General features: G+C 39.0%; 21 protein-coding genes. 9 read left to right on the forward strand and 12 right to left on the reverse strand.

Annotated features, from left to right (window positions below; translation table 11 throughout):
- From IPH52_18975 to IPH52_18985, 3 genes are all read left to right on the forward strand, one after another.
- The coding region (locus IPH52_18975; GenBank protein ID MBK7057086.1) for a hypothetical protein at window positions 1-4,056 on the forward strand (4,056 nt) is incomplete at its 5' end.
- An 8-nt stretch (window positions 4,057-4,064) separates the two neighbouring features.
- Window positions 4,065-4,448, forward strand: coding sequence for a hypothetical protein (locus IPH52_18980; GenBank protein ID MBK7057087.1), 384 nt, complete (start codon window positions 4,065-4,067; stop codon window positions 4,446-4,448).
- Between the two features lie 14 nt (window positions 4,449-4,462).
- The gene (locus IPH52_18985) at window positions 4,463-6,043 is read left to right on the forward strand and encodes an OmpA family protein (GenBank protein ID MBK7057088.1); all 1,581 of its coding nucleotides are present in this window, start codon (window positions 4,463-4,465) and stop codon (window positions 6,041-6,043) included.
- On the opposite strand, the gene IPH52_18990 is transcribed toward IPH52_18985, so the two are convergent.
- Window positions 6,044-6,619: a hypothetical protein gene (locus tag IPH52_18990; protein MBK7057089.1), complete on the reverse strand. Its 576-nt coding sequence runs from the start codon at window positions 6,617-6,619 to the stop codon at window positions 6,044-6,046.
- 122 nt (window positions 6,620-6,741) lie between these two features.
- Between IPH52_18990 and IPH52_18995 the strand changes: the two genes are divergently transcribed.
- On the forward strand, window positions 6,742-6,933 hold the full coding sequence (locus IPH52_18995) for a DUF2283 domain-containing protein (GenBank protein MBK7057090.1): 192 nt from the start codon (window positions 6,742-6,744) through the stop codon (window positions 6,931-6,933).
- Window positions 6,934-7,045: 112 nt separating this feature from the next.
- On the opposite strand, the gene IPH52_19000 is transcribed toward IPH52_18995, so the two are convergent.
- The 5 genes from IPH52_19000 to xerD form a co-directional block, all read right to left on the reverse strand.
- Window positions 7,046-7,279 carry a hypothetical protein gene (locus tag IPH52_19000; GenBank protein ID MBK7057091.1) on the reverse strand — a complete coding sequence of 78 codons (234 nt, stop codon included), beginning with the start codon at window positions 7,277-7,279 and terminating at the stop codon, window positions 7,046-7,048.
- A gap of 76 nt (window positions 7,280-7,355) precedes the next feature.
- Window positions 7,356-7,691, reverse strand: coding sequence for a hypothetical protein (locus IPH52_19005; protein MBK7057092.1), 336 nt, complete (start codon window positions 7,689-7,691; stop codon window positions 7,356-7,358).
- A gap of 1 nt (window position 7,692) precedes the next feature.
- Window positions 7,693-7,905, reverse strand: coding sequence for a hypothetical protein (locus IPH52_19010; protein ID MBK7057093.1), 213 nt, complete (start codon window positions 7,903-7,905; stop codon window positions 7,693-7,695).
- Window positions 7,906-8,309: 404 nt separating this feature from the next.
- Complete coding sequence (locus IPH52_19015; protein ID MBK7057094.1) at window positions 8,310-8,993, reverse strand: DUF4469 domain-containing protein; 684 nt, start codon at window positions 8,991-8,993, stop codon at window positions 8,310-8,312.
- 50 nt (window positions 8,994-9,043) lie between these two features.
- Complete coding sequence (xerD, locus tag IPH52_19020; GenBank protein ID MBK7057095.1) at window positions 9,044-9,943, reverse strand: site-specific tyrosine recombinase XerD; 900 nt, start codon at window positions 9,941-9,943, stop codon at window positions 9,044-9,046.
- A gap of 310 nt (window positions 9,944-10,253) precedes the next feature.
- On the opposite strand from xerD, the gene IPH52_19025 reads away from it, so the two are divergent.
- The 5 genes from IPH52_19025 to IPH52_19045 all read left to right on the forward strand — a co-directional run bounded on the left by IPH52_19025 (window position 10,254) and on the right by IPH52_19045 (window position 15,139).
- A complete protein-coding gene (locus tag IPH52_19025) occupies window positions 10,254-10,796 on the forward strand; it encodes a hypothetical protein (protein ID MBK7057096.1) in 543 nt (180 codons plus the stop codon).
- Window positions 10,786-11,973 (forward strand): hypothetical protein, encoded by a 1,188-nt coding sequence (locus IPH52_19030; protein MBK7057097.1) that lies wholly within the window; start codon window positions 10,786-10,788, stop codon window positions 11,971-11,973. Before IPH52_19025 ends, IPH52_19030 begins: the two co-directional genes overlap by 11 nt.
- Before the next feature lie 171 nt (window positions 11,974-12,144).
- Complete coding sequence (locus IPH52_19035) at window positions 12,145-13,551, forward strand: MBOAT family protein (GenBank protein MBK7057098.1); 1,407 nt, start codon at window positions 12,145-12,147, stop codon at window positions 13,549-13,551.
- A gap of 9 nt (window positions 13,552-13,560) precedes the next feature.
- On the forward strand, window positions 13,561-14,499 hold the full coding sequence (gene trxB / locus IPH52_19040) for a thioredoxin-disulfide reductase (GenBank protein MBK7057099.1): 939 nt from the start codon (window positions 13,561-13,563) through the stop codon (window positions 14,497-14,499).
- A 97-nt stretch (window positions 14,500-14,596) separates the two neighbouring features.
- Complete coding sequence (locus IPH52_19045; GenBank protein ID MBK7057100.1) at window positions 14,597-15,139, forward strand: DUF4395 domain-containing protein; 543 nt, start codon at window positions 14,597-14,599, stop codon at window positions 15,137-15,139.
- Between the two features lie 82 nt (window positions 15,140-15,221).
- On the opposite strand, the gene IPH52_19050 is transcribed toward IPH52_19045, so the two are convergent.
- The 6 genes from IPH52_19050 to IPH52_19075 all read right to left on the reverse strand — a co-directional run bounded on the left by IPH52_19050 (window position 15,222) and on the right by IPH52_19075 (window position 22,748).
- Window positions 15,222-16,703, reverse strand: coding sequence for an EAL domain-containing protein (locus IPH52_19050; GenBank protein MBK7057101.1), 1,482 nt, complete (start codon window positions 16,701-16,703; stop codon window positions 15,222-15,224).
- Between the two features lie 36 nt (window positions 16,704-16,739).
- Window positions 16,740-17,873: an FIST C-terminal domain-containing protein gene (locus IPH52_19055; GenBank protein MBK7057102.1), complete on the reverse strand. Its 1,134-nt coding sequence runs from the start codon at window positions 17,871-17,873 to the stop codon at window positions 16,740-16,742.
- Window positions 17,874-17,974: 101 nt separating this feature from the next.
- Entirely contained in the window at window positions 17,975-18,343 is a 369-nt protein-coding gene (locus IPH52_19060; GenBank protein ID MBK7057103.1) for an STAS domain-containing protein, read from the reverse strand.
- Between the two features lie 36 nt (window positions 18,344-18,379).
- Complete coding sequence (locus IPH52_19065; GenBank protein ID MBK7057104.1) at window positions 18,380-18,649, reverse strand: hypothetical protein; 270 nt, start codon at window positions 18,647-18,649, stop codon at window positions 18,380-18,382.
- Between the two features lie 47 nt (window positions 18,650-18,696).
- Window positions 18,697-19,980 carry a homoserine dehydrogenase gene (locus IPH52_19070; protein ID MBK7057105.1) on the reverse strand — a complete coding sequence of 428 codons (1,284 nt, stop codon included), beginning with the start codon at window positions 19,978-19,980 and terminating at the stop codon, window positions 18,697-18,699.
- Between the two features lie 116 nt (window positions 19,981-20,096).
- Window positions 20,097-22,748 carry a DUF1554 domain-containing protein gene (locus tag IPH52_19075; protein MBK7057106.1) on the reverse strand — a complete coding sequence of 884 codons (2,652 nt, stop codon included), beginning with the start codon at window positions 22,746-22,748 and terminating at the stop codon, window positions 20,097-20,099.
- Between the last annotated feature and the right edge of the window lie 19 nt (window positions 22,749-22,767).

The following is a 22,767-nucleotide window of genomic DNA, read 5'->3' on the forward strand; positions in this document are numbered from 1 at the left end:
GACAACGTTTGCCCTGGGGCACAATGTTGGAGTTCTAATCAAACAGTCACACTCACCGGTGTCGAAGAAGTAAATGAAACTTCCGAGAACGTTACCATTTCTGCAACTGCACCATCTGTCACAAGTGCAAGCTCTGCATTCGATACAATTGAAAATGATACTAGACCGGTATTTACTGGCTCTGTTTCTGTAACGGAAGGATCTACTTCCTTAATTGCAGTTGCGCTTTCGGGAAATCCTGGAACAACAAGAACTGTCACGATTGGCTCTTCCAATACGTTAGCCGTTACAGCTTCGCCTACAACTCTAACTTTCACTACGACTAATTGGAATGTGCCGCAAGCTGTCTTACTCACTGGAGTCACAGATGCTAATACCGCAAGTGAATCTGTTACAATCACAGGAAGTGGAGCAGGAATCGTTTCTGCTACGACAACTATTTCTACTGTTGATTCGAGCACAATGACGATTATCCTCTCCGCGAAACCTACTTCCATTAATGAAGGGGGAACTGCAACCTTCCAAGTGGCTCTGAGTAATGAACCATCGACTAGCTTGACTGTATCCTTTGCATCAAATACTGCAAGCTCTGTTTCTTTAGCGACAGCCAGTTTTACTTTTGATAATATTTGTCCAGGTCCTGCTTGTTGGAGCACAGCTCAGACAATTACATTAAATGGATTAGAAGAGGCAAATGAAACAGCTGAGACAGTCACCATTACTGCTACAGCACCGGCGACTACTAGTGCCAGCTTTAATTTGGATACAGCGGATAACGACAGTAAGGCTGTGTTCACAGGAGCGACTAGTGTAAATGAAGGAGGCACTGCATTAATTTCAGTTGCACTTTCTGGAAATCCGGGAGCGACAAGAACAATGAACATTTCTTCGAGCAATACTTTAGCTATAACGCTATTACCCGCAACACTTACCTTTAATGAGGCTAATTGGAATGTGCCACAGACTGTATTGCTTACGGGTGTTACAGATGCCAATACGATAGCCGAGACGGTTACAATTACAGGAAGCGGTGTTGATTTGGGAACAGCTACGACTAACGTTTCGACAGTGGATATAAACACAATGAATATAGTTTTAACTCCAGCAGCAACTACAGTAGGCGAAGGCTCATCTACAAGTTTTAGTGTGAATTTAAGTCAGGAGCCTTCTCCTTCCCTCGTAGTAAACTTTACATCCAGTAATACAGGCTCTGTAACGGTTGCACCTGTTTCTGTCACATTCGACAATGTTTGTCCGGGAGCACAGTGCTGGAGTAGTCTAAGAACGATTACCCTCAATGGTGTTGTAGATGCAAATCAAACTACAGAGACTGTAACAATTACAGCCTCCGCGCCAGCAGTTCCAAATGCAACATTTACAATCGCTACAACTGAAAATGACGCACTACCGGTATTTGCCGGTGTGACAACTGTGACGGAAGGGGGAACAGCTCTATTATCCGTTAGCCTCTCTGGAAATCCCGGAGCAAATCGAACTTTGAATTTAACATCGAGTAACCCCGCTGCCATAACCATTTCGCCCACTACACTTAACTTTACAGCGGCTAATTGGAATGTTCCGCAGGCAGTTGTATTGAGTGGACTTGCCGATGCGAATGCTTCCTCTGAATCTGTAACAATCACAGGTAGTGGTGTGGATTTAGGAACTGCCACAACTACGATTACAACTGTTGATTCCAATACGATGAGTATTGTGCTTTCCGCTGCGACTACGATTGTCGATGAAGGTTCGTCTGCTAGTTTTAATGTTAAATTGAGTCAGGAGCCATCGCCTTCTCTTGTTGTAAGTTTTGCTTCGGGTAATGTTGCCTCGGCAACTGTCGCTCCTGCTTCGGTTACATTTGATAATGTATGTCCGGGCGCGAATTGTTGGAGTAGTCTAAAAACGATTACTGTGACAGGCGTAGAAGATATAAATGAAACTACAGAGACAGTAACTATCACGGCTTCTGCGCCGGCAGTTCCAAATTCTACTTTAAATTTCGATACAACGGATAATGACTCTAGGCCGGTATTCACGGGAGCGGTTACTGTCAATGAAGGTGGAACTTCTTTAATATCAGTGGCACTTTCCGGAAATCCCGGAGCGGCAAGAACAATGAATTTAGCTTCTAGCAACACTGCGGCGATTACGATTGCACCGGCGACATTGAGCTTTAATGCGGCTAATTGGAATGTGCCTCAGTCTGTTCTTTTAACAGGGGTGTCTGATGCGAATACAGCTTCAGAGACAGTAACGATTACTGGAAATGGAGCCGACCTTGGAGCAAATACAGTTAGTATAAATACAGTCGATACGAGTTCAATGAGTATTATCCTCACAGCAGCTTCTACAACAGTCAGTGAAGGAGGAACGGCTACGATGAATGTAAAATTATCTAGCGAGCCTTCTCCTTCATTAACTGTAACAATGGCTTCTAGTAATGCTGCTTCCATTTCAGCATTCCCGCTTACGCTAACGTTCGATAATGTATGTCCGGGTGCGCAATGTTGGAGCACAAATCAAACAGTGACATTGACTGGAATAGAAGATGCGAATCAATCTTCTGAATCTGTTACTATTTCGGCATCTGCTCCTGCAACAACAGGAGCGAGTCTTAATTTTACAACCATCGAAAATGATACAAGCGTTGTTTTGGGAGGAGCAATCTCAGTCACAGAAGGGAATAATGCTTATATAACGGTCACTTTAACGGGCGATCCAGGAGCAGATAGAACGATTACTCTAACGTCAAGCGATACATCTGCACTCATAATTTTTCCTCCGACGATTACATTTACATCGACTAATTGGAATAATCCGCAAACCGTGCAAGTGACAGGAGTCTCCGACGTTAATACGATAGCTGAAACTGTTACCATCACTGCGGCAGGCGCAGGAATCACAACAGCCACCAGCACAGTGAATACTGTTGATACCAATGTGTTTGACTTAGTGGTTACCAATGTAAGTGGAACAACTTCGGTCAACGAAGGAAGCTCCCTTACATTCAGTGATTTAAACTATGCGCCTGTTGCCTCTCCTTATACAGTGACCATTAGCGCACCTCAGACATCGGCTGCTGTCCCAGGCTATGTGGTTACGCCTACTTATGTGATAGATCCTGCCAACTCAGGAGTTGGCTCTACAACTCTAACTTTTACAACGGCTAATTATGCTACTCCGCAAACTGTAACTATTAACGCACCGGAGAATTATTACATTGATAATAAAACTACGACTCTTAGTTTTGCCGGAGCAGGCGTTACTACAAAGAATTATTCCATCACCGTAGTTGACAATGACCCTGTAGAACATATGTTAGTAGACGATGGTATGGGTCCTGCTTGCAATGACGTATCTACTTCTTACGATGGAGTTAAAATGCTAGTAGCCGCACAGTGCTCAAACGGCGGAACATTCAACCGAGTAAAAGCATTTCGCTGTGAATCAAACTTTTCTTATTGCCTCGATACAAATTCAGCAACTCTAGACAATGGCGGGGATAATAATGCAAGAAGTTTAACAGCGCTTTATAACACGGGGCAAGCCATGATTATCTCCGAGAATAAAACAAATGGAAGAATGAATTTCTTTACAGGTCCGCTTGGCTCTTGGACTTACTATGATATGTCAGACGTCGCAAAGTTTAATCTTGGGAATACAACTAGCATTTCACCAAGAGCTGCCTGGGATGCAACTAACAGCAAAGTAATAGTAGCCGCAAGTTATACAAGCGGATTATACTTATATTCCTTTGATAAATTTGGAAATAACCTCAATACTCCCGTTAATATTCCCGCTGCCAATATGGATCCGGGGATTATGATTGAAACTGTAACTGATACGACAAACTCTAAAGTTACTGTTACGTTCCAATACCAGCCGGTTTTAGGACAATATGCATTAGCCTTTGTTCAGTGTAATCTTGATTTAACTGGTTGCTCAGCTCCGGCTACATTTTCCAGTCTCTTAGGAAACATGGCAGATGGAAATCCGCTCTGGATTAAACATTCACAGGGCTTTATGATGCGACTACTAACAAGTTTTATTTAATCACTTCCATGGCAAATACAGAAGGAGGAGCAGATACGATTCCAAAACTCATTATCTGTAATCCAAATATGACTGGCTGCTCGGCACAAACGATTTATACTGCCAATAGAAGTGGAATTAAAACTAAAATTGCAGTTGACAATTTCAACAATAAATTATTAATCTTAGCCTACGATTCAACACAAAGCTATTCTGTTGAACTCAATAGATGCAGTCTAACAGGTACAGGCTGCACGAGAAAGAACTTAACAGGAAGTTTTGGAATGAACATAGGAAGTAATATCGCGAATCCATTCATCGATACGGTGAATAAAAAACTTAGATTTGTCGCGATCAACAATGCAAGCGGTGGAGTTCTGTCGATGTTCTCCATGCTGCTCTATATCGACTAACGGATGTTAGACTTATGAAAAAGAATTTATTAAAATCATTTATGGACTTAACTAAAAATCGTCACCCCGAAGCACTCAAAGGACGACAAAAATCAATGAAGTTTCGTATTAGAATATTTCAGCACAACAGCTTTCTTCCGCTGACCTTTCTATTAGTATTTTCATTATTACAAAATTGTAGTGAATTGAGCTTTCGTTCAGATCCTCTTTCTATGACTTTGGTAAAATACGAAAATCGCTCTTCAAATAAATATATGTTTCTTGCTCATGAAGGGGATGATTGTCATTTGCTTCGTCATAAGAGAATTCATAATTTCTTTTTTTTCTTCCCGCTTAATAGTTTTTCCAAAGAAGAGCTCCAAGAGATTTCACAACAAAAAATGATTCGTTATAAAAACATTATGCGACTCGGAGATTTTGCTTGGACTTTCTTTTTACTTCCTGCGACAGTTCTCACCTACTCTATTGAAGTCGAGACATGCAATACAGGAATGGTAGCGGTCACAAGAAAAGATCCTTTGTATTTAGAATCGCTGAAAAACAATAAAGGAAATTCATCTAAAGAAGAAAGTGTTGCTGTTTTAGACAAAGACACCCCGAATAAAAAAGCAAAATCTCGTATTCAAGAAAAAAGCATTAACCCAAATCCTAATTCCGATACAACCTCTTCCGGAGACAAAGAATCATTAGACGCTAGAAGCACAAAAGAAGAGCCAGAGCAGAATAACTATAGTGATACAACTGACAGTCGTAATAAGAAACAAAATCGTGAATCAGAAGATTCTCGAAGTGCGTATAGCAATAATTATAAAAAAGAAAATCGCTCTATAGACGATAGTCGCAATACGAATGACCCAGTCATTGACAATCGAAATGCAAGGGATTTTCGCGACAGTAAAGATTCCCGTGAATCCAAAGAAAGTCGTTATTCCAAAGAAGACCGCGATAATAAAAGTAACAGTTACACAAACGATAGCCGCAATGCAAAAGAAAATCTAAACACAGAAGAAGCGAGCAATCAAAAGCCAGAAGTAAAAAAGAAAAAGAAAAAAAAGGGAATCATTTCTAATTCCATGCCTACAGAGGTAGATCCGAATTTGCCACCGGAAGATGTATGGAATTCCGCTGTTGTAGCTGATGAGACTACTATTGATTTGCCCGAAATCAAAGAAGACTTTAATCCTGAAGTATACAAGCTAGATGGAACGCTTCCCATTATCTGGAATTATAAAAATTCAATCACGAATCGTATCAACGAAAACGTAAAACCATTCTCAATTCTATTCGGTAAAAACGAAACAGACCTCACAGAAGACGAAGAGAAAAAACTAGATGCATTTGCCAGCGAATACTTAGAAAGCTATGCAACTAGTAAAATACTTTTAATCGGTCACTCCGAATGGGCAAAGGGAAAAGGAGTCAAACTCACATTATCCCAATACCGCGCCGAATCAGTTAGAAATTATTTAATAGAAAAAAAAGTCCCTACTGAAAATATCCTTCTAACCTTCTCCGGCGGCTTATGGGGAGAAACCAACGAAAAGAAAATGGGAAAAGAATTTTCTAGAAGAGTGGATATAGTGTTTTTGTATTAGTTAGCGGATACAGCGAACGTCACCTATTAAATACAAATAGCCTTGGCCTTCTTGGCTTTGAATATAATAGTCTTTAGAAACACTGCAAATACCACCAATTGTATATGCTCTCGATCGCTTTTCCTTTGAATAATCAGGGGGTACTGTCCAATACATGCAACCATCTTTTTCCCATGACTTAGTTAAACCCGATTCATACGCTGCCTTCAACTCTTCTCCAGTCGGCAGTCTTGCTCCAATACTTGCACAATATTCAACTGCATCATACCAAGGTCTTCTTCCAGAGTATTCAATCCAGACCCCAGACGATGTCTTTGAAGAAATACTTTTCGAAACTTGATTTGTATCGCTCAATGAACCATTCTTAACCACTTCCGAAACTTCTTTCTTAGAGTAGACATTAGCCGCTCCGTTTGAGTCTACTACAACTAACGAATCTTTAATAGCAACTGCTTTTACTTTTTCTAATACTTTGCCATTTTTTAATTTTACAGAATCATTAAATCCTACTTCTTGTGAAAACAAAGATGTGGCTAATAGGGTTATTCCCAAAATGATTATATTAATTCTATTCATTGTTATTCCTTACTATCAGATTTCTAATTAAAAAATATGAGTTTTATAAAGACAATCTTTTTTATTAGTTATGAATTACTACAAATAAGATAGGTAAAATAGAATACTGTCAAGAATCAGACATGCTTTATATAGAACTTTCGGATAAAGTATCTAAACATCAAAAAGAAATGATGAAAGATTTTGTAATCGATACAGATGAATTGGGAAATATCGTTGGTATAGAAATTGAACATGCGAGCAAACATGTAAATATCAATCAAATTATCACAAAAAATATCAAAGAGGTCTTTTCGGTATTAAGTGCTGCCTAATCTAAAGATTCAGGGTTAAGTCTCTACTGTATCCCACTTCAGTTCAATCTCTACCCCAAGGGTGTGGGTTAATCCACGCCCTTGGGGAAATAATATTACAATCGTGGTAGCGTTAAGCAATTTTTCTTTTTTTAGATTTAGATGCTTTGCCTTTTTTATTTCTAAGATCCATTGCAAGTTTGCTAATTTCTGTAGCTGTCTTTCCTTTCCATAAATCTCTTTGCCATTCTGTATAATCAAAAGGCTCTCTTTGGATTAACGCTACAAACTTTTCGGCTTCCACCATTCCAAGATTTTTAATTAAAACTTTCATTCCTTGCGATTTTATTTCTGTATCAGTATGCAATTTATTTTTCATTGGTTTTATTTTAAATGATTCATATAATTACCTATTGAATAGTTGTGAATACAGTAGATTGATTTTAAGCCACATTCTTCTTCTTGATTTGTGCTTCCTGTCGTATAAGCCATTCCAAATAGCGTCTAATCGTTATTCGCTTTTTAAGATCATACGTCTCAAAGTATTCCTCGAAAAAATAATCACGAAATTCAGGAGGATAAGAATATTCTTTGCCTTCATCATATTCAGTAATCCAATCTTCTCCCCCTTTTTCGATAATCTCAAAATTTTCAGGAGTATAAAGATATGGCTCGCCGACATCGCTAAGGATTCGATAGGAGTCCGATTCAATTCCAATTACGCGATAAATATTTCCGACAGAAAGAGATTCTTGCGATTTTGTAAGTTTAACTTTCATATTAATCTAAGGGGACTGTTTTTATTTCAAACTTTCCATTTGCATTTTCATACCAATGGTATTCGAACCTACGCCCATTTTTATCTAATAATACTTCGCTGCTTTTTTTAATCCAGTCCTTTTTTTGACCCCCATACTGATTTAGCAGTCGATCAATATCTTTGATTCTATAATGATTTCCATTTTCTGTTAAACTAGTATTATCTTGATTCATTTTCTTCATCTCAGAATAACTTAATTTTTGATTAGTCTATTTTCAAAGAAGTTATAAATAGGTCAAGGGAAATTTCCTTCACGCAATTCTCAACCCTCTCGCATAGCCTTATCAGATTTATTTCCTTTGCTAAGTAGGAGATAATATCCGTTGTCTCCTTCTCGTTTACGAAGTAAAGTGAGGGGCGGACGTTCCACCGTTAGAAAAATCAAAACTAAACAGGGAAACCTTAAAACTAAAAGCTTAAAATAGAAAACTTCATTTAAAAAATAAAAAACTTAATTGAAGAAAAATAAAATTTGATTGAAAATAAGGAAAACTTCATTGAAGATTTTTAAAATTTCAATGAAAAAAAGTAAAACTTCAATGAAGTTTATGATTTTTAAAGGCTAAAATACCTTACGCTAAGTTATCTTTATTTTTTCTAGTAGCTCACCCTGACGGGTTTCTGTTCCAAAAATATTTTTAACTACGATTTTGTAGCTGTCCGAGGTTATATCATTTGGAATTTTGAAGCCGATTTGGCTGCTTGTGATATTGGAATATTCTGTTACTCGTTTTTCAACTCCATTTTTCACAAAGAAAACTCCAAGGGATTTTTCCCTTTCAGAAAAACGCAATTTAGAACCCTTTAGGATAAGTAAATCTCCTGCGAGGTATTTTCCATTTTCCCTTGAGCAATTTTTTATGGATTTTAAACTGGGCTGCGGATTGGAGCGGTTAATTCTTGTTACCTTTGCCAATTTACTTACTCGCTTTTCCATGCCTAAATTCGGAGCCACAGAAATTTCAATCCAATGTTTTTTGTTTGAATAAGATTCATCTGGCTTTTTGAAATTTCCCTTCACCTGCGGGCGCAGTGTGCAAAAGCCTAGATTAACACTTCTTCCATTGGTAAGATGTTCTGTGCAAACTCTCTCGATATTTTTTAATACCGCAATTACATCTGGCTCTGTAACTGTCGAGCCATAGGCAATATCTTTTATGACTAACTCTAAAGAAGTATTTCCCTCTTGAATCGTTTTCGGGAAATAAGGAGACTTATCCCCACTTACAAGATTACTTTTAACTAAATGAAATCGAATCACTTTAAAACTATGCCATTTTCCACAGAGCCTCTATGGCAAGGTAACAAGCATTATCCTCTAGGATGATGCTTTTTGTGAACTTCTTTGAGAGATTTGTTTGCCATCTGTGTGTAAATCTGCGTTGTGGAAATGTCGATATGACCAAGCAATTCCTGAACAGATCTAAGGTCTGCGTGATTCTCAAGTAGATGAGTCGCAAACGAATGACGTAGAGTATGCGGAGTAACCTTCTTTTGAATGCCTGTGCGTTTGATGTAAAGATTGAGCAAACGCCATACTGATTTGCGATTAATGAAAGAGCCTTTCTTGGATACGAAAATATAATCACATTTACGAGTCTTTAAAATCTCGGGACGACTCTTCTCTAGATACTTGCGGATAATATTCATTGCCTTTTCCCCGAAAGGAACAAGTCGCGCCTTACCGCCCTTACCCTCAATTGCAATTGCCATATTATCCAAATCTACATCTTCTATCTTTAGATTGCACGCTTCTGAAATTCTAAGCCCGGAAGAATACAGCAACTCGAAAATGCATTTGTCTCTGAGTTCGTAAATATTGTCTTCTTTGATATGATCGAATAGCTCGTTGATTTCTTCTAGTGTGAGATGGTCGGGAATCGCACGCATCACTTCGGGCGTTTCGATTTTGTCCGTTGGATTGGAGTCTAGTTGTTTTTCATCTCTTAGGTATTTATAAAATTGGCGTATCGCCACTACTTCTCGTGCAAGTGTTTTCGAGGAGATTTTTCTACTTTTTTCTTCTACTAGAAATTTCATTATATCTTTCGATTGAACGTTCAGTAGGTCAATTTGCTGCTTATCTAAGTAGGATTTGAATTTATTTAGATCATAGCCGTAGGAGAAAATGGAGTTGTCACTAAGTCCTTTTTCCACGGAAAGATATTCCTGAAAGTTTTGAAGTAATTTTACTTGAGCACTGCTAGCCAATTTATTTTCTCACTCTACACTTGATTAATAACAGAATCGGTCGAACCGCCTGCTTTTTTTGATTTTTTTCTCCATGAGACAAAGTTTTTTTATCCGAGCCCTTGTCGTACTAGACAAATTTTAGCATAAAATCTTGGCTTTTAGAAAAAAGTTTTAAAGATTTTATCGTATATATTTCGTTGCTAATAGAGGCAAAATCAATCAACAGATAAGACATAATATGAAGCCCAAAAGAAGCAATAAAAAAACCCTCCTTTCAGAAAAAAACTTAACAAAAAGTAAGCAAACATATTTCCCCCACAGACTCATCTTGATCGTTCTAATTGTTTTCCTAGCCTGCTCAAGGGAAAAGCATATCAGCCAGGAAGCTTACAAAAAAGAGCAAGCCGGCAAAAAAGCGGAAGCTCTCTTTGATTACACCCGCGCTCTCGAAATCAACCCCGACTATGCATTTGCTAACAAACGAGTTGGATTTATCCTGTCCGAATCCCCCGAATCCCAAGGCGTCGCCATTCACCATTTGGAAATCGCACGTCGGGAGTCCGAGACAGACATGGAAGTGACTATGAAACTCTTTGAATCTTATCTATTAAACGGGGAATTTGCAAAGCTCAAGAAACTACGAGGCGAATTAAGTGTAGGACTTGATCTCCAAACTTTTCAACTTCTAGACGATATATATAATTGTATGTTAAAAAAAGACGAGGCAAAAAACACTGCAAAGAAAATACAAATTTCTTTCGAAGCGCAGTATGCTAAGCTTTTTTACAGAAGCTGGGCGGCTTGCTACGAAATCGCCGAACTGCCCGAAAAGGCAGAAGAAATAAAAAGTAAATACAGAAATGCTGACTAAATTTATTCTTTCTTTTTTCTTAATCCTATTCTTCTCCGAGGGGCTACTCTGGATTGTCCGCCCGTCGGCACTTGAATTTTATCGCATTCAAAAAACCTATCACGCGCTTGAGCCCAATTATCTAATCGATCTAGAGCCAAATGTAAATGTCCATGTAAAACACTTTCAAAAATTCTTTGAGATGGACTTTACAACAAACGAATATGGATTTCGTGGATCGCCTAATGTCAATAATGCGCTTCCTCAAATTGTTTGTATTGGCGATTCTGTTACGATGGGCTTTGGTGTCAGTGATAAAGAAACGTTTTGCAATAAGCTAAATGGATTTACCAATACAAAAGGAATTTCTTATCAGGCTCTTAACCTCGGAGTAGACGCCTACGGACCAACACACATCAATTTGAAATTAGAAAAATTCCTTCCTAAATTAAACACAAAAGTATTGTATTACTTTCCGAGTAACGGGGACAATATAGACGAAGTCACATTCTACAGCAAAAAGAATAACCCGAAAGCAATGTTTTTATTTAACACTCAATTCCAACTGGCTAAATACAGTTATCTCTTCATCGCAGCCAAGATGACACAGGAAAATCTAATCTATCGTTTCAACGAAACCTTTATCTGGCCTATTCAAAAAGTAAAAAAAACACAAGACTGCCTGAAATCGCTATTACCCGCAGACAGATGCACAGACGCTTATTTTCCTTACACGCCCTACAGTCTAAAAGAAGACTTTATCCGTCCCGATAAGCGGGATCCATTTGCCGCACCTGTTTATCCTTCTGACGAATGCTCCGATACACCGGTTAATTTCGATACCCCCCAAGGAATGCTAGACCAAATTGATAAAATGGTAAACCTCACAGCAAGTAGAAATATCAAGCTCGTTTTATTTCTGGCACCCATTGACTTAGAAACCGCCTACTGCTCGCAGAAGGGAAAATTCCATCACTACTACAGCTATCTCTCTACGCTCAAAAAGTATTTACAAGAAAAGAAAATCGACTTCGTGGACTTAAATGAGCACACTAAAGAAATGACCTACCAAGGGCAAATGAATGTTCGCCCCTACTACATATTCGGCGATGGGCATTATACCGCAATGGGCAACGAGTGGGTTTACCAAATTGTTAAGAAAAAAACCGAGGAGGTGCTGGACTCTTTAGAGAAATGATTTATACTGTCATTTCGAACCGAGCACGTCAGTTTGTGCGAGCGTGAGAAATCTATCGGGCAATAGTAGTTGAGATTAATCTCTTACTATTTTTGCGGTATAGACCTCTCACGAAGGGCTGTTCGAGGTGACAGGGGTAATGCCTTAAATTACTAAAGTCCATAAAAGCCTATGTTATTTAATTCTCTTCACTTCTACGTATTCTGCCTGATTGTATTTCCTCTGTATTTTTTCTTGCAAGAGGGTAAACAGCGTAAACTGCTACTCTGGTCGTCGGTGTATTTCTATGCCTGTCTAAAAGTAGCCTTTGTTCCGCTGCTTCTGCTCTCTTTTATTGCGACGTTTATTGGTTCTATTCGTATTTCTGAATCGCAAAAACAGAATACGAAAAAGCTTTGGCTCTACTTTGTATTAACCGTCAACTTAGGGATTTTAGTTTTTTTCAAATACACAGACTTTCTACGCTCCATCTTACATGACTTAGGGGCTAATGGGAGTAATACAACTGAGTTTAGAGCGATTGGATTTATCTTACCACTTGGAATTTCCTTTTATACATTCCAAGCGATTGCTTATGCAGTCGATGTGTATAGAGGAATTCTTAAACCAGAAAGAAATTTCTCTGACTTCTCTTTATTTCTTCTGTTCTTTCCTCAACTCGTTGCAGGACCTATCATGCGGGCTGATGTTCTAATTCCTCAGTTTCAGGGAAGAAAGCTATTTTCTGCTGAAAACTTTTCTCTTGGGATGGGTCAAATTGCACTTGGAATTTTCAAGAAGACGATGATTGCAGATCCAATATCAGATTTCATTGAACCAATCTTCGCGAATCCGGCTAATTACGATTTTGCGGCGTGTATTCTAGGAGTGTATTTTTTCACAATTCAAATCTACTGTGACTTCGCCGGCTACTCCGATATAGCCATTGGTGCGGGAAAAATCTTAGGCTTTAACATTCCAATCAACTTTAAACGTCCTTACTTAGCATCTTCTTCCACGGAACTCTGGAGACGATGGCATATTTCTCTTTCTACTTGGCTACGGGATTACATCTATATAACGCTCGGTGGAAGTAGAGTTTCCCTTTTACGAAATTACTTCAACGTGTTTGTGACAATGGTAATCGGCGGAGCCTGGCATGGGGCAGCATGGAATTTTATCATCTGGGGATTTATATGTGGAGTGAGTCTTACGATTGAAAAATTCTTTATTGAGTTCGGTTACGAAAAGTTTTTCTTGCGAATTCCAAAGGTCATTCGTATTACTTATACTTTCAGCTTATTCATGTTAGGCGCATTGTTCTTCCGATCACTCAACTTTGATCTCGCAATGGTGATGCTAAAACGAATTCTCACCTTGCAAACAACAGGAATTTTTACAATCAATTATATTCTATTTATTCCCACAGGAATTTTATTTGTAATTGAAGTTTTAGAAGAGACCAAGCTACTGTCTAAGATAAAGGAATCAGGAATCTATCAACAGTTGAGAGTTCCTGTGCTGGCGTCTATTTTATTAGTTGCCGGTTGCATTTACACGGTGACAGCAAGTCCCCAATTTTATTATTTTCAATTTTAGGAGTTATCAATGGCACATAAAATCATCATCATCGGCTCAGGTCCGGCAGGTCACACAGCAGCAATCTACGCAGCAAGAGCAAACTTAAATCCAGTTATGTATGAAGGATTCATGGCAGGTGGAGTGGCGGCTGGTGGACAATTAACCACTACAACCGAGATCGAAAATTTTCCCGGCTTTCCCGAAGGAATTGACGGCACGAAGCTAACACAGTTATTCCGCGAACAATCCGCAAAGTATGGAACAACCATCATTACCCAGACAGTCACCAAAGTAAACTTCAACGTTCATCCTTTTAAAATCTACACCGAAGAAGAAGAATGTGAAGCAGAAGCTGTTATCATTGCGACAGGCGCAACAGCGAAGAGAATGAACATCAAAGGAGAGCACGACTACTGGCAAAGAGGAATTTCCGCTTGTGCAGTTTGTGACGGAGCGCTTCCTATTTTTCGTAACAAAGAACTCGCCGTGATTGGAGGAGGAGACTCCGCAGTAGAAGAAGCAACTCACTTAACAAAGTTTGCCTCTAAAGTTTATCTCATTCACAGAAGAGACAAACTCCGTGCTTCTCAAGTCATGCAAGACAGAGCAATCAATCATCCAAAGATTCAAATGGTATGGAATAGCACAGTAGATGAAGCGATTGGTGGTGCTGGTGGGCTAAATGCAATTACCCTCAAAGACACAGTCAATGGATCAACCAAGACTCTTCCTGTAGGCGGACTCTTCTACGCAATCGGTCACACACCGAACACAGAAATTTTTAAAGAGTTCTTAGAGCTAGATGAAGTTGGTTATATCAAAACGCATCCGGGTTCTACTCGCACTAGCGTCAAAGGCGTGTTTGCCGCAGGAGACGTCCAAGACAGAATCTATCGACAAGCAATCTCTGCCGCCGGCTCCGGTTGTATGGCTGCTCTTGATGCAGAAAGATGGTTAATGCATTAAGACAAGGATAAACACCAATTATTCCAGATACTTTAAAGGTTACAGTCGAATAGCCGTAAGGCGCTAGAAAGATAATTTAAATAAAGGAGGATGTTCCATGGAGATCATAAGTTTCGGAGAATACACAAATGGAAAAAGTTATAAGGTATTGGATGAAAGACAGATGCGGGGAAGTGCGGGGATCATGTTGTTACTTGCAACGATTGCGTTTATCAATGGATTTATTATTAAACGGTATGAAGTATTGCCTTACATCTCTGGATTTCTTGTTCTGAATTTTCTTATTGGATTGTTCATCAATCCAAAGTTCGCTCCGACTGTGTTTATTTCCTATATGTTTGTCCAAAAGCAATCACCTCTCTTTATTGGTGCAATTCAAAAAAGATTTGCATGGAGTCTTGGGCTAATTTTATCTTCCTGCATTTTTATATTGTCTCTATTTTTACTCAGTGATGTTTCGTATTTCGAACCAGTCTGTTTCCTTTGCTTGGTCTGTCTTGCTTTGCTGTTTATGGAAACTGCCTTTGGAATTTGTTTAGGTTGTAAATTATATGATTTTACAATCAATCTGAAGCTGATGAAGAAACCAGAAGAAAAACCCAACTGCATGGGAGATGTTTGCGCCACAGAGATTAAATGAATAAAGAGAAATTCCAAAGCTCTCCGTGACTCTTTACCAAAACACACTGCGTAGTTAGATTCAGTTTGTGTCAGGCGAAGATTTAATTTAATTTCTTATTTAAATACTCAATGGCTTGGTCAGGTGGCAGCGGCTTACTGAAGAAATACCCCTGCTGCCTATCACAGGAAAAAGACTTAAGAAATGCGGATTGGTTTTCATTTTCGATTCCCTCCGCCGTCACGGTTAAACCAAGACTATGCGCTACTGCGATAATTGCTTTTACAATTTCTTGGTCTTGTTTTCCCTTTTCTAAGTCTCTAACAAAACTCTTGTCTATCTTTAGATTGTGGATGGGAAATTTTTTCAGATAACTCAAAGAAGAATACCCGGTTCCAAAATCATCTAGAGAAAGGAAAACACCAATATCACGCAATTTATTCAGTATTTCCAATCCACTCGCTACATTTTCCATAATATTACTTTCCGTTAATTCAATGTAGAGCAACTCCGGTGAAAGTTTTGTTTCTTGAAGTATATTTTTAATCACCTCAGCAATATTCTTTTCTCTAAACTGAACAAAGGATAGATTTACGGATATATATACCTTCGGGCAAATAGACTGTAACCGCATAGCCATCACTGCTGCCGTGTGAATTACCCACTCGCCGATTACGTTAATCATCCCAGTCTCTTCTGCAATCGGAATAAAATCAGCAGGAGAAATAAATCCTTTTTTGGGATGATTCCAACGGATTAAAGCTTCAAACCCACTAACGGTATCGTTTACAGTATTTATAATTGGTTGATAGTAGAGTATGAATTCGTTATTCAAAATTGCCTGTCGCAAGTTTGATTCGAGTTCAACGAGTGTCGCCGCATAATTATGCATAGACTTATCGAAGACTTGAAAGCGACCCCTACCTTTTTTTTTCGCGTTATACATCGCAGTATCCGCGTCTCGCAAAATGTCACTAGAATTTTCGTAGCCCTGACTAGAAAAGGCAATCCCGATACTAACGCTTATAAAGAGTTCGTGATAATCAACATGAAAAGAGTGTTTGAGCGACTTATTGATATTTTCCGCAAGAAACAAAACCTCTTGTTCTGATTCTATTGTCTCAACTAAAACTACAAACTCATCGCTTCCAAGTCTTACAATCGTGACTGTATTAGAGGAAAATTCTGTCAAACGGGTTGCGATTTTCCCTAAGAGTTTATCTCCTACACTATGCCCCATCGCATCGTTGATTAGTTTAAAACGATCCAAATCCAAAAACAAAACAGCAAATACTTTCGATGGATTTTTTTTTTGATTCGCAATGCTCATATCCAATTTGTCAGTTAGAAAAGCTCGGTTGTATAGATGAGTGAGCGTATCATGGTAAGCTATATAATTCAATTTTTCAATATAACTTAAGAGTGATTTATTTTTTTCAATTAGTTCTTTAGACGTTAATTCTAAAGATCTTTCTATCATTAAGCGATCTGCGTCAAATCGATTGTATGCCTCATCAATAGCTTGAACAAATTTTTGATTATCCTCAAAGAACTGCTCCGATGTAGTCGTCAAAAACTTTTTCATTTGACGTTTTAGTAGGCTATGCAGTGAATCCATTTTTTACTTTTCGGAGAGTGTAGTGATCGTCATAGTTTGGTTGTGCAATTCACATTTTGCATCAGGAGTAAATGGCGAAATTTCTCCATACGAATAAAAGCCGGTTAATATTGTATTAGCCCCATATACTTCGCGCACTGCTTCAATTTCTTCTTCTACTCTTTGATCTAACACTAATTTTCGACCAACACAGCTAATGAGTATGGCAAGTTCTGGACTAGTATCTTTGTTTCGTTTACTCGTAGTAGAAGCAGCACCTGAGGCTCCATCGATTAGCCGATCAAAATTTGCTTTCATTAGATTTGTAAAGGCACCTTCAGGCATGTCACCAGCAAAAGTCAAACTCCCTTCCTCCTCATTCATTCCAAGAATAGTCCGCACAAGACCACTATCAGAACCACCGATTCTTAGATTTAAAGGAAATCGCAATGCAGAACCAGGCAATTCCTTTGCTGCGTCTCCTAAGTATTTTTTATAAAGCTGTAAGACTGGCTCTCCATCTAGTTCAAATAATACGTTATTTTTGGAGCGAGTAATTTTTCTCTCGGGTCCGAAAATATCCCATCCGCCCAGAGATGCCGTACCTACTTGCAATCTATCTCCATAAAAGCCTATAACGCTTATCGCACCTTCTACAGGTGTATCATTTACAAGCACATAGGTTTTTTGAAATCGAGCGGCATCTCCCGATAAGCCACCAGTTAAGCCAACGCCTTGTGGCAAATTCTCACTTATCCCCAGAGTCAGTTCGCTTCCATTTACAACAATTCCATCGGATAAAACGAAAACATGAGAGAGTCCGTTTTTATTTAAGGAATCAGCTAAGTGTTTTCCTGCTTCATAACTATTCTTCCACTGACTTAGAGTAGTCGCTCTTTGCTCTAATTTCGTGTGCTCAAACTCAATAGCAGTAACAGTTAATGTAGAATCATAGACACTATTTTGAAATATTTCGCCGGAGGTAGTGCATCCAAATAGAAATGAATTAGGATATTTTTTTCGAACGTCTAAGAATAACTCTTTACGCTCAAACATTTCCCGTGATCCAAAAAGTAAAACTAACTGACTAGAAGGATTACCCCTAACGTCTGCCTCCTTGGAAGAATTACTCTCATACAAATACTGATCTATTTTCATAATTATCTCTTTAACTTATTCTAGGCTCTTCTTAGGAAAAGCTATTTCATTAGAGAAATATATATGAAAAATTACTAGAATTTTTTTTTAGTTCGATCTATTTACCAAGATTCTAAAGCTTTTTCTACTGAGGAATAGATTTCAACTTGGTTTGTAAGATCTAGAAGCTGGATGATGATTTGAATCTTGGGATTGATGCCACCTATAACGAGTCTACCTGAATGCTCTTCTGTTTTTTTTATGATCGCGAGTATGGAAGCCAGACCAATGCTATTTATATAAACTAAATTGGATAAATCTAGAATCGTATCAAATGTTCCCGATTCAAAAAAAGAATTAATATTATCAGAAATGCTATAGGAATTGTTTTGATTGATCTGACCGACAAAAGACAATATTTGAAGCTTACTATCATTTACCACTTCAATCTTTTCTCTAACGATTAACGATTCGAAATTAATTTCTCTCATAGCTCCCACTTTGCATTGCGTCTCATCTGATTGTATTTAAAACTCCAAAACCAAATTCTGATTGTCTACCAAACTCATTTTAATTTCATCTGGAAAAACATTCATCTTTGTTATATAAAACCCTTTCCATAGAATTTTCACGAAACCTCTGTCTTGCGACAAATATCCTTCGTAATCTAAGTAAAGTTTTCTATGTGGATTTTTCTTGCTACATAAAATTTTTTTTCGAAGTAAAAGTTCATCCATTTTCTCACTAGAAGTCTCATATGTTTCCAAATGAGTTTCTGTTTCAAGGAAAATATCCAAATGCTCCTTGGTTAAATCAACCCTGTGACTTGAAATAGTGCTCCGATTCAAATTAAATCCTCTAAACGAATCATGATCGATTTTCCTTTTATAATATCTGTTCGCTTATCAATTTCCAAAAGAGAATGACGGACATCCTTCTCCATCGCCTCATGCGTAATAATGATCAGTTCAACTGGCTCACCGTTAGATTCATTTTGTCTCATAGAAGAAATGGAAACGAGGTTACGACCGATTATGCTCGTAATCTCACCCAGGACTCCGGGCTTATCTACAGTTTTGAATCGCAAATAATAACGCGCACGATTTTCACCTGCTGGTAGAAGGCTTCCTTCCGTAAAAATATTTTGCTCTCTAAATAAAGTAGACTGAGTTCTTCTTGAACCATAATAAACTAAATCAGAAATAATCGCAGATGCAGTCGGTAAAGAGCCGGCACCTTTTCCGAGGAGCATCGAAGGTCCTGAAAAACTGGTTTCGAAATAAATTGCATTCATTTCGTTTCGAACACTCGCAATTGGATGATCAAGTGGTATCATAGTTGGCTCCACTCTTGCTTCTAAATGCTCGCCTATTCTTTTACACACACCTAGAAGTTTTATTCTAAGTCCTAAGAGTTTTGCTGAATGAATCTCTGCTTTAGAAAGCTTAGATATTCCTTCAATGTGAATGTCGCTTATTTTTATCTTCTTGTTAAATGCAATTCCGATTAGAATAGAAAGTTTGTGGGCTGCGTCAATTCCTTCTACGTCGAAGGTAGGATCCTTTTCAGCAAAGCCTAACTCCTGTGCTTGTCTCAGAGCATCTGCATAATCCATATCCTCCTCTTCCATTTTGGTGAGAATATAATTTGTAGTTCCGTTTAAGATTCCATACATTGACAAAAAGTCATTTGCAACAAGTCCTGACTTTATAGAGCGGATAACAGGGATTGCACCACCGACGCTTGCTTCGTATCCGACTTCAACATTCTTGTCTTCAGCGAGTTGAAATAATTCGCTACCTTTCTCAGAAAGAAGCGCCTTATTAGCAGTAACCACTGTTTTGGAATTGGAAAGAGCAGACTTTACAATTTCATAGGCAATTCCAGTTCCTCCTACAAGCTCTACGACAATATCGTTATTCGGATTCTCTGTAATTTTTTTGTAATCAGAGACAATCTCACCTCTAAAATAAGAAGGCACACGTGTCGGGTCTGTGTCACAGACCTGTGTTAAATTAAGTTCAATTCCAGATCTTTCTAGAATTTGCTTTTGCTGGGAATGTAAAATTTCAATTAAGCCGGAACCTACCGTCCCCGCGCCTATTAGTCCAATGCTGATTCGTTTCATGTATACTCGCTTTCTAAGGACAGACTTTCTTAGTTTAGCTTTAAGTCATACTTTTTTTTATTTGCGCTCAGCGGTCACATAGGGTGTCCTGAAATTATTTTCCGCGCAAAATGAAACTATTGCTGAACACAAACTAGATATCGGGTTAAACTGCAAAGCGGAACAGACTGAGCAATGCTACTAAAAGAGGTCAAAGTACCGTCTCCATCTGCACCTGTCCCTGCCGACGAAGTCCAATTAGAGCAAGTATTCCCGCTTGCTGCCCATGTATTTGTCATACCCGTCCAATAATTTGTGCCAGAAAATGCATTGGTAAGAGTTCCAAAAGCGAATACGCTCGTTCCAGAGGATGTAAATATTAGAGTCGTTCCATCCGCTCGAAAATACTTAGTAGTAGCCGCAAGAACCCATGACACAAGTGGTGCTCCTGATCGCGTCCCATTGACTGCGATCAAAGCTTTATAGACGTTAGGCGTAATTCCCGGCTTCGCAGGGTCTGCATTGCAAATAGCATCTGCTCCAGCAATTCCTCCCAAGATTCCATTGGTTGGCGTAGAAGTAATAAATGTCCTCTTCTCACCTGCATCCAAATTAGTAACACTTACACTAGCAGGTGTCTTTCCATTGTATCTTAAATCTGCACTCGTAGCAGAGGTGCTATCAATATTAAAAGTTTGATTTCCATCAGCAACATTGTCATTTACTCCAGTCACTGTTATTGTTTGCGCTATATTCCAATTACCCGCTGTAAAGGTAATATTGCCACTAGCAGGAATTGTAATAATGCCCTCGGCGGTATTCGAAGACGATAGCGTAAATGTGACATTACCCGTTGGAAGAGAAGGAAGCACTATTGTAAAAGTTCGAGCCGTTCCAGTTTCAGAAGTGTTTCCAGTGATTGCGGATACAGTAAAGTAAACCTCGTTGTCCGCGTTCACCAAAGTAAAATCGGCAGGATTCTCTCCATTAAAAAAAGTATCTCCGCTTGTAGCTGCCCCAAGGACAACTGAAAAGGTAATGTCCCCGTCGTATAACGCATCATTTACACCAGTTACAGTGATTAGATTAGAGGGGAGGAACTGATTCCAGTTAGCCGCGGTCATAACTACACTCGCAGTAGAAACAGTCCCCTCTCCTGCATTCGAGCTAGATACAGGTATAGTAACATTAGCCGTTGGTGCTTGAGCCAGGATAATATAGTAGCTAGCAGTGTCACCATTCTCTGAAGTAGACGGATTGTTAACCGCTCTACAAGCAACAATCTTTACGCCTACCGCATCATTATCGCAGCTTCCTCCATTTTGGTCTGCTGGATCTAGAGCTGCATAAACTGAATCAGTTGTGGTAGGAAGAGATAGAGTAACTGTGAAGGATTGATTGCCATCGGTTGCATTATCCATGACTCCTGTTAATGTGACGATTTGAGCTATATTCCAATTGCTTGCAGTAAATGTGACACTCGTCGAACTAAAAGAGACTTCACCAGGCAAAGTGCTTGAAATCGGAATCGTGACTGTGGCTGTTGGCTGAGATGTGAGGCTAATCGAAATACTTGAAGTCAATTGACCACCATCTGATACCATTAAAGTTGCCGCTGAAGGAGTAATGATATAACCCGCAGTATCATCGTCATTGTTTGTAACAGTTACACTTGAAGGAACAAGCCCCTGGTAATTTGAATTGGAACTAGAACAGGGTCCTAGATGAATCGTATAAGATATATTTCCATCTTGAATAAAATCATCAACACCTGTGACCGTCACCACTTGCGGCACATTCCAATTAGCCGGTGTGAAGGTTAAACTAGAAGGACTAATTGTTCCTTCGGCAGTATTACCGGAAGAAATTGGAATTGTAACAGGAGAGGTGCTAGCAGTATTTAAAACTACATTAAAAGTAGCCGTTCCACCGGCTTCCGTTGTAGCTCCACTAATAGCAGAGACTGTGACTCCAAACGTTTCATCATCTGTGTTTGTAACGGAAACGGTATTCAAAACTTGACCATTATAATTAGGATCAGAGCTCGATACAGCCGAAAATTGAATTTGGTAGGTTTGACTTCCATCACTCAATAAATCATCAACTCCCGTTGCTGTTATGGTTTGGGGAACATTCCAATTAGCCGCAGTAAAGGTTATAGTGCTTGGACTTACAGTGCCCTCTGCTGTATTGGAACTGGTAATCGAAGGTAGGACAACGGGGGATGTGGGTTGGCTTGTTAGGACTACCGTAAAACTTGCGGTAGTTCCTGTCTCGGAGGTGATGAGTCCGGTAGTAGAACCTGTTACAATTCCAAGCGTATCATTATCCGCATTCGTAATAGAGAGGCTATCAATGAGTAGCCCATCAAACTCTTTATCTGTGCTTGTGCTAGCAGAGAATGTCAACGTTGAAACTTTGTTCCCATCGAAAACTAAGTCATCTACGCCTACAATTGTCAGAACTTGGGCAACATCCCAGTTTTTATCCGTGAAGGTAAGTGTCGTCTTATCAATAGTATCCTCAAGAGGATCAGAAAGACTAATTGTTTTAATTAGTACGTCAGCAGTTGGAGCCCTATTTAAACTAACGCTAATTTTAACGCTTGTTCCTGTTTCACTTGTGCTAAGAGAGGAAGTAGGAGAAACAACGAATTTGGCAGGAACGTTAGGCGTTTGAGGCATTGGCATTGACCCAAAGATTTTAGGCAAAGCTCCATCCGATTTACAGCTCAGAAAACTGTAAAATACGATTAAAAAGAATAGAATTCTGTATAAGGAGCGATTCATGGCAGTTTGTTTTCAGGGC

Source organism: Leptospiraceae bacterium, assembly GCA_016708435.1.
In the GTDB taxonomy this organism is placed as follows: domain Bacteria; phylum Spirochaetota; class Leptospiria; order Leptospirales; family Leptospiraceae; genus UBA2033.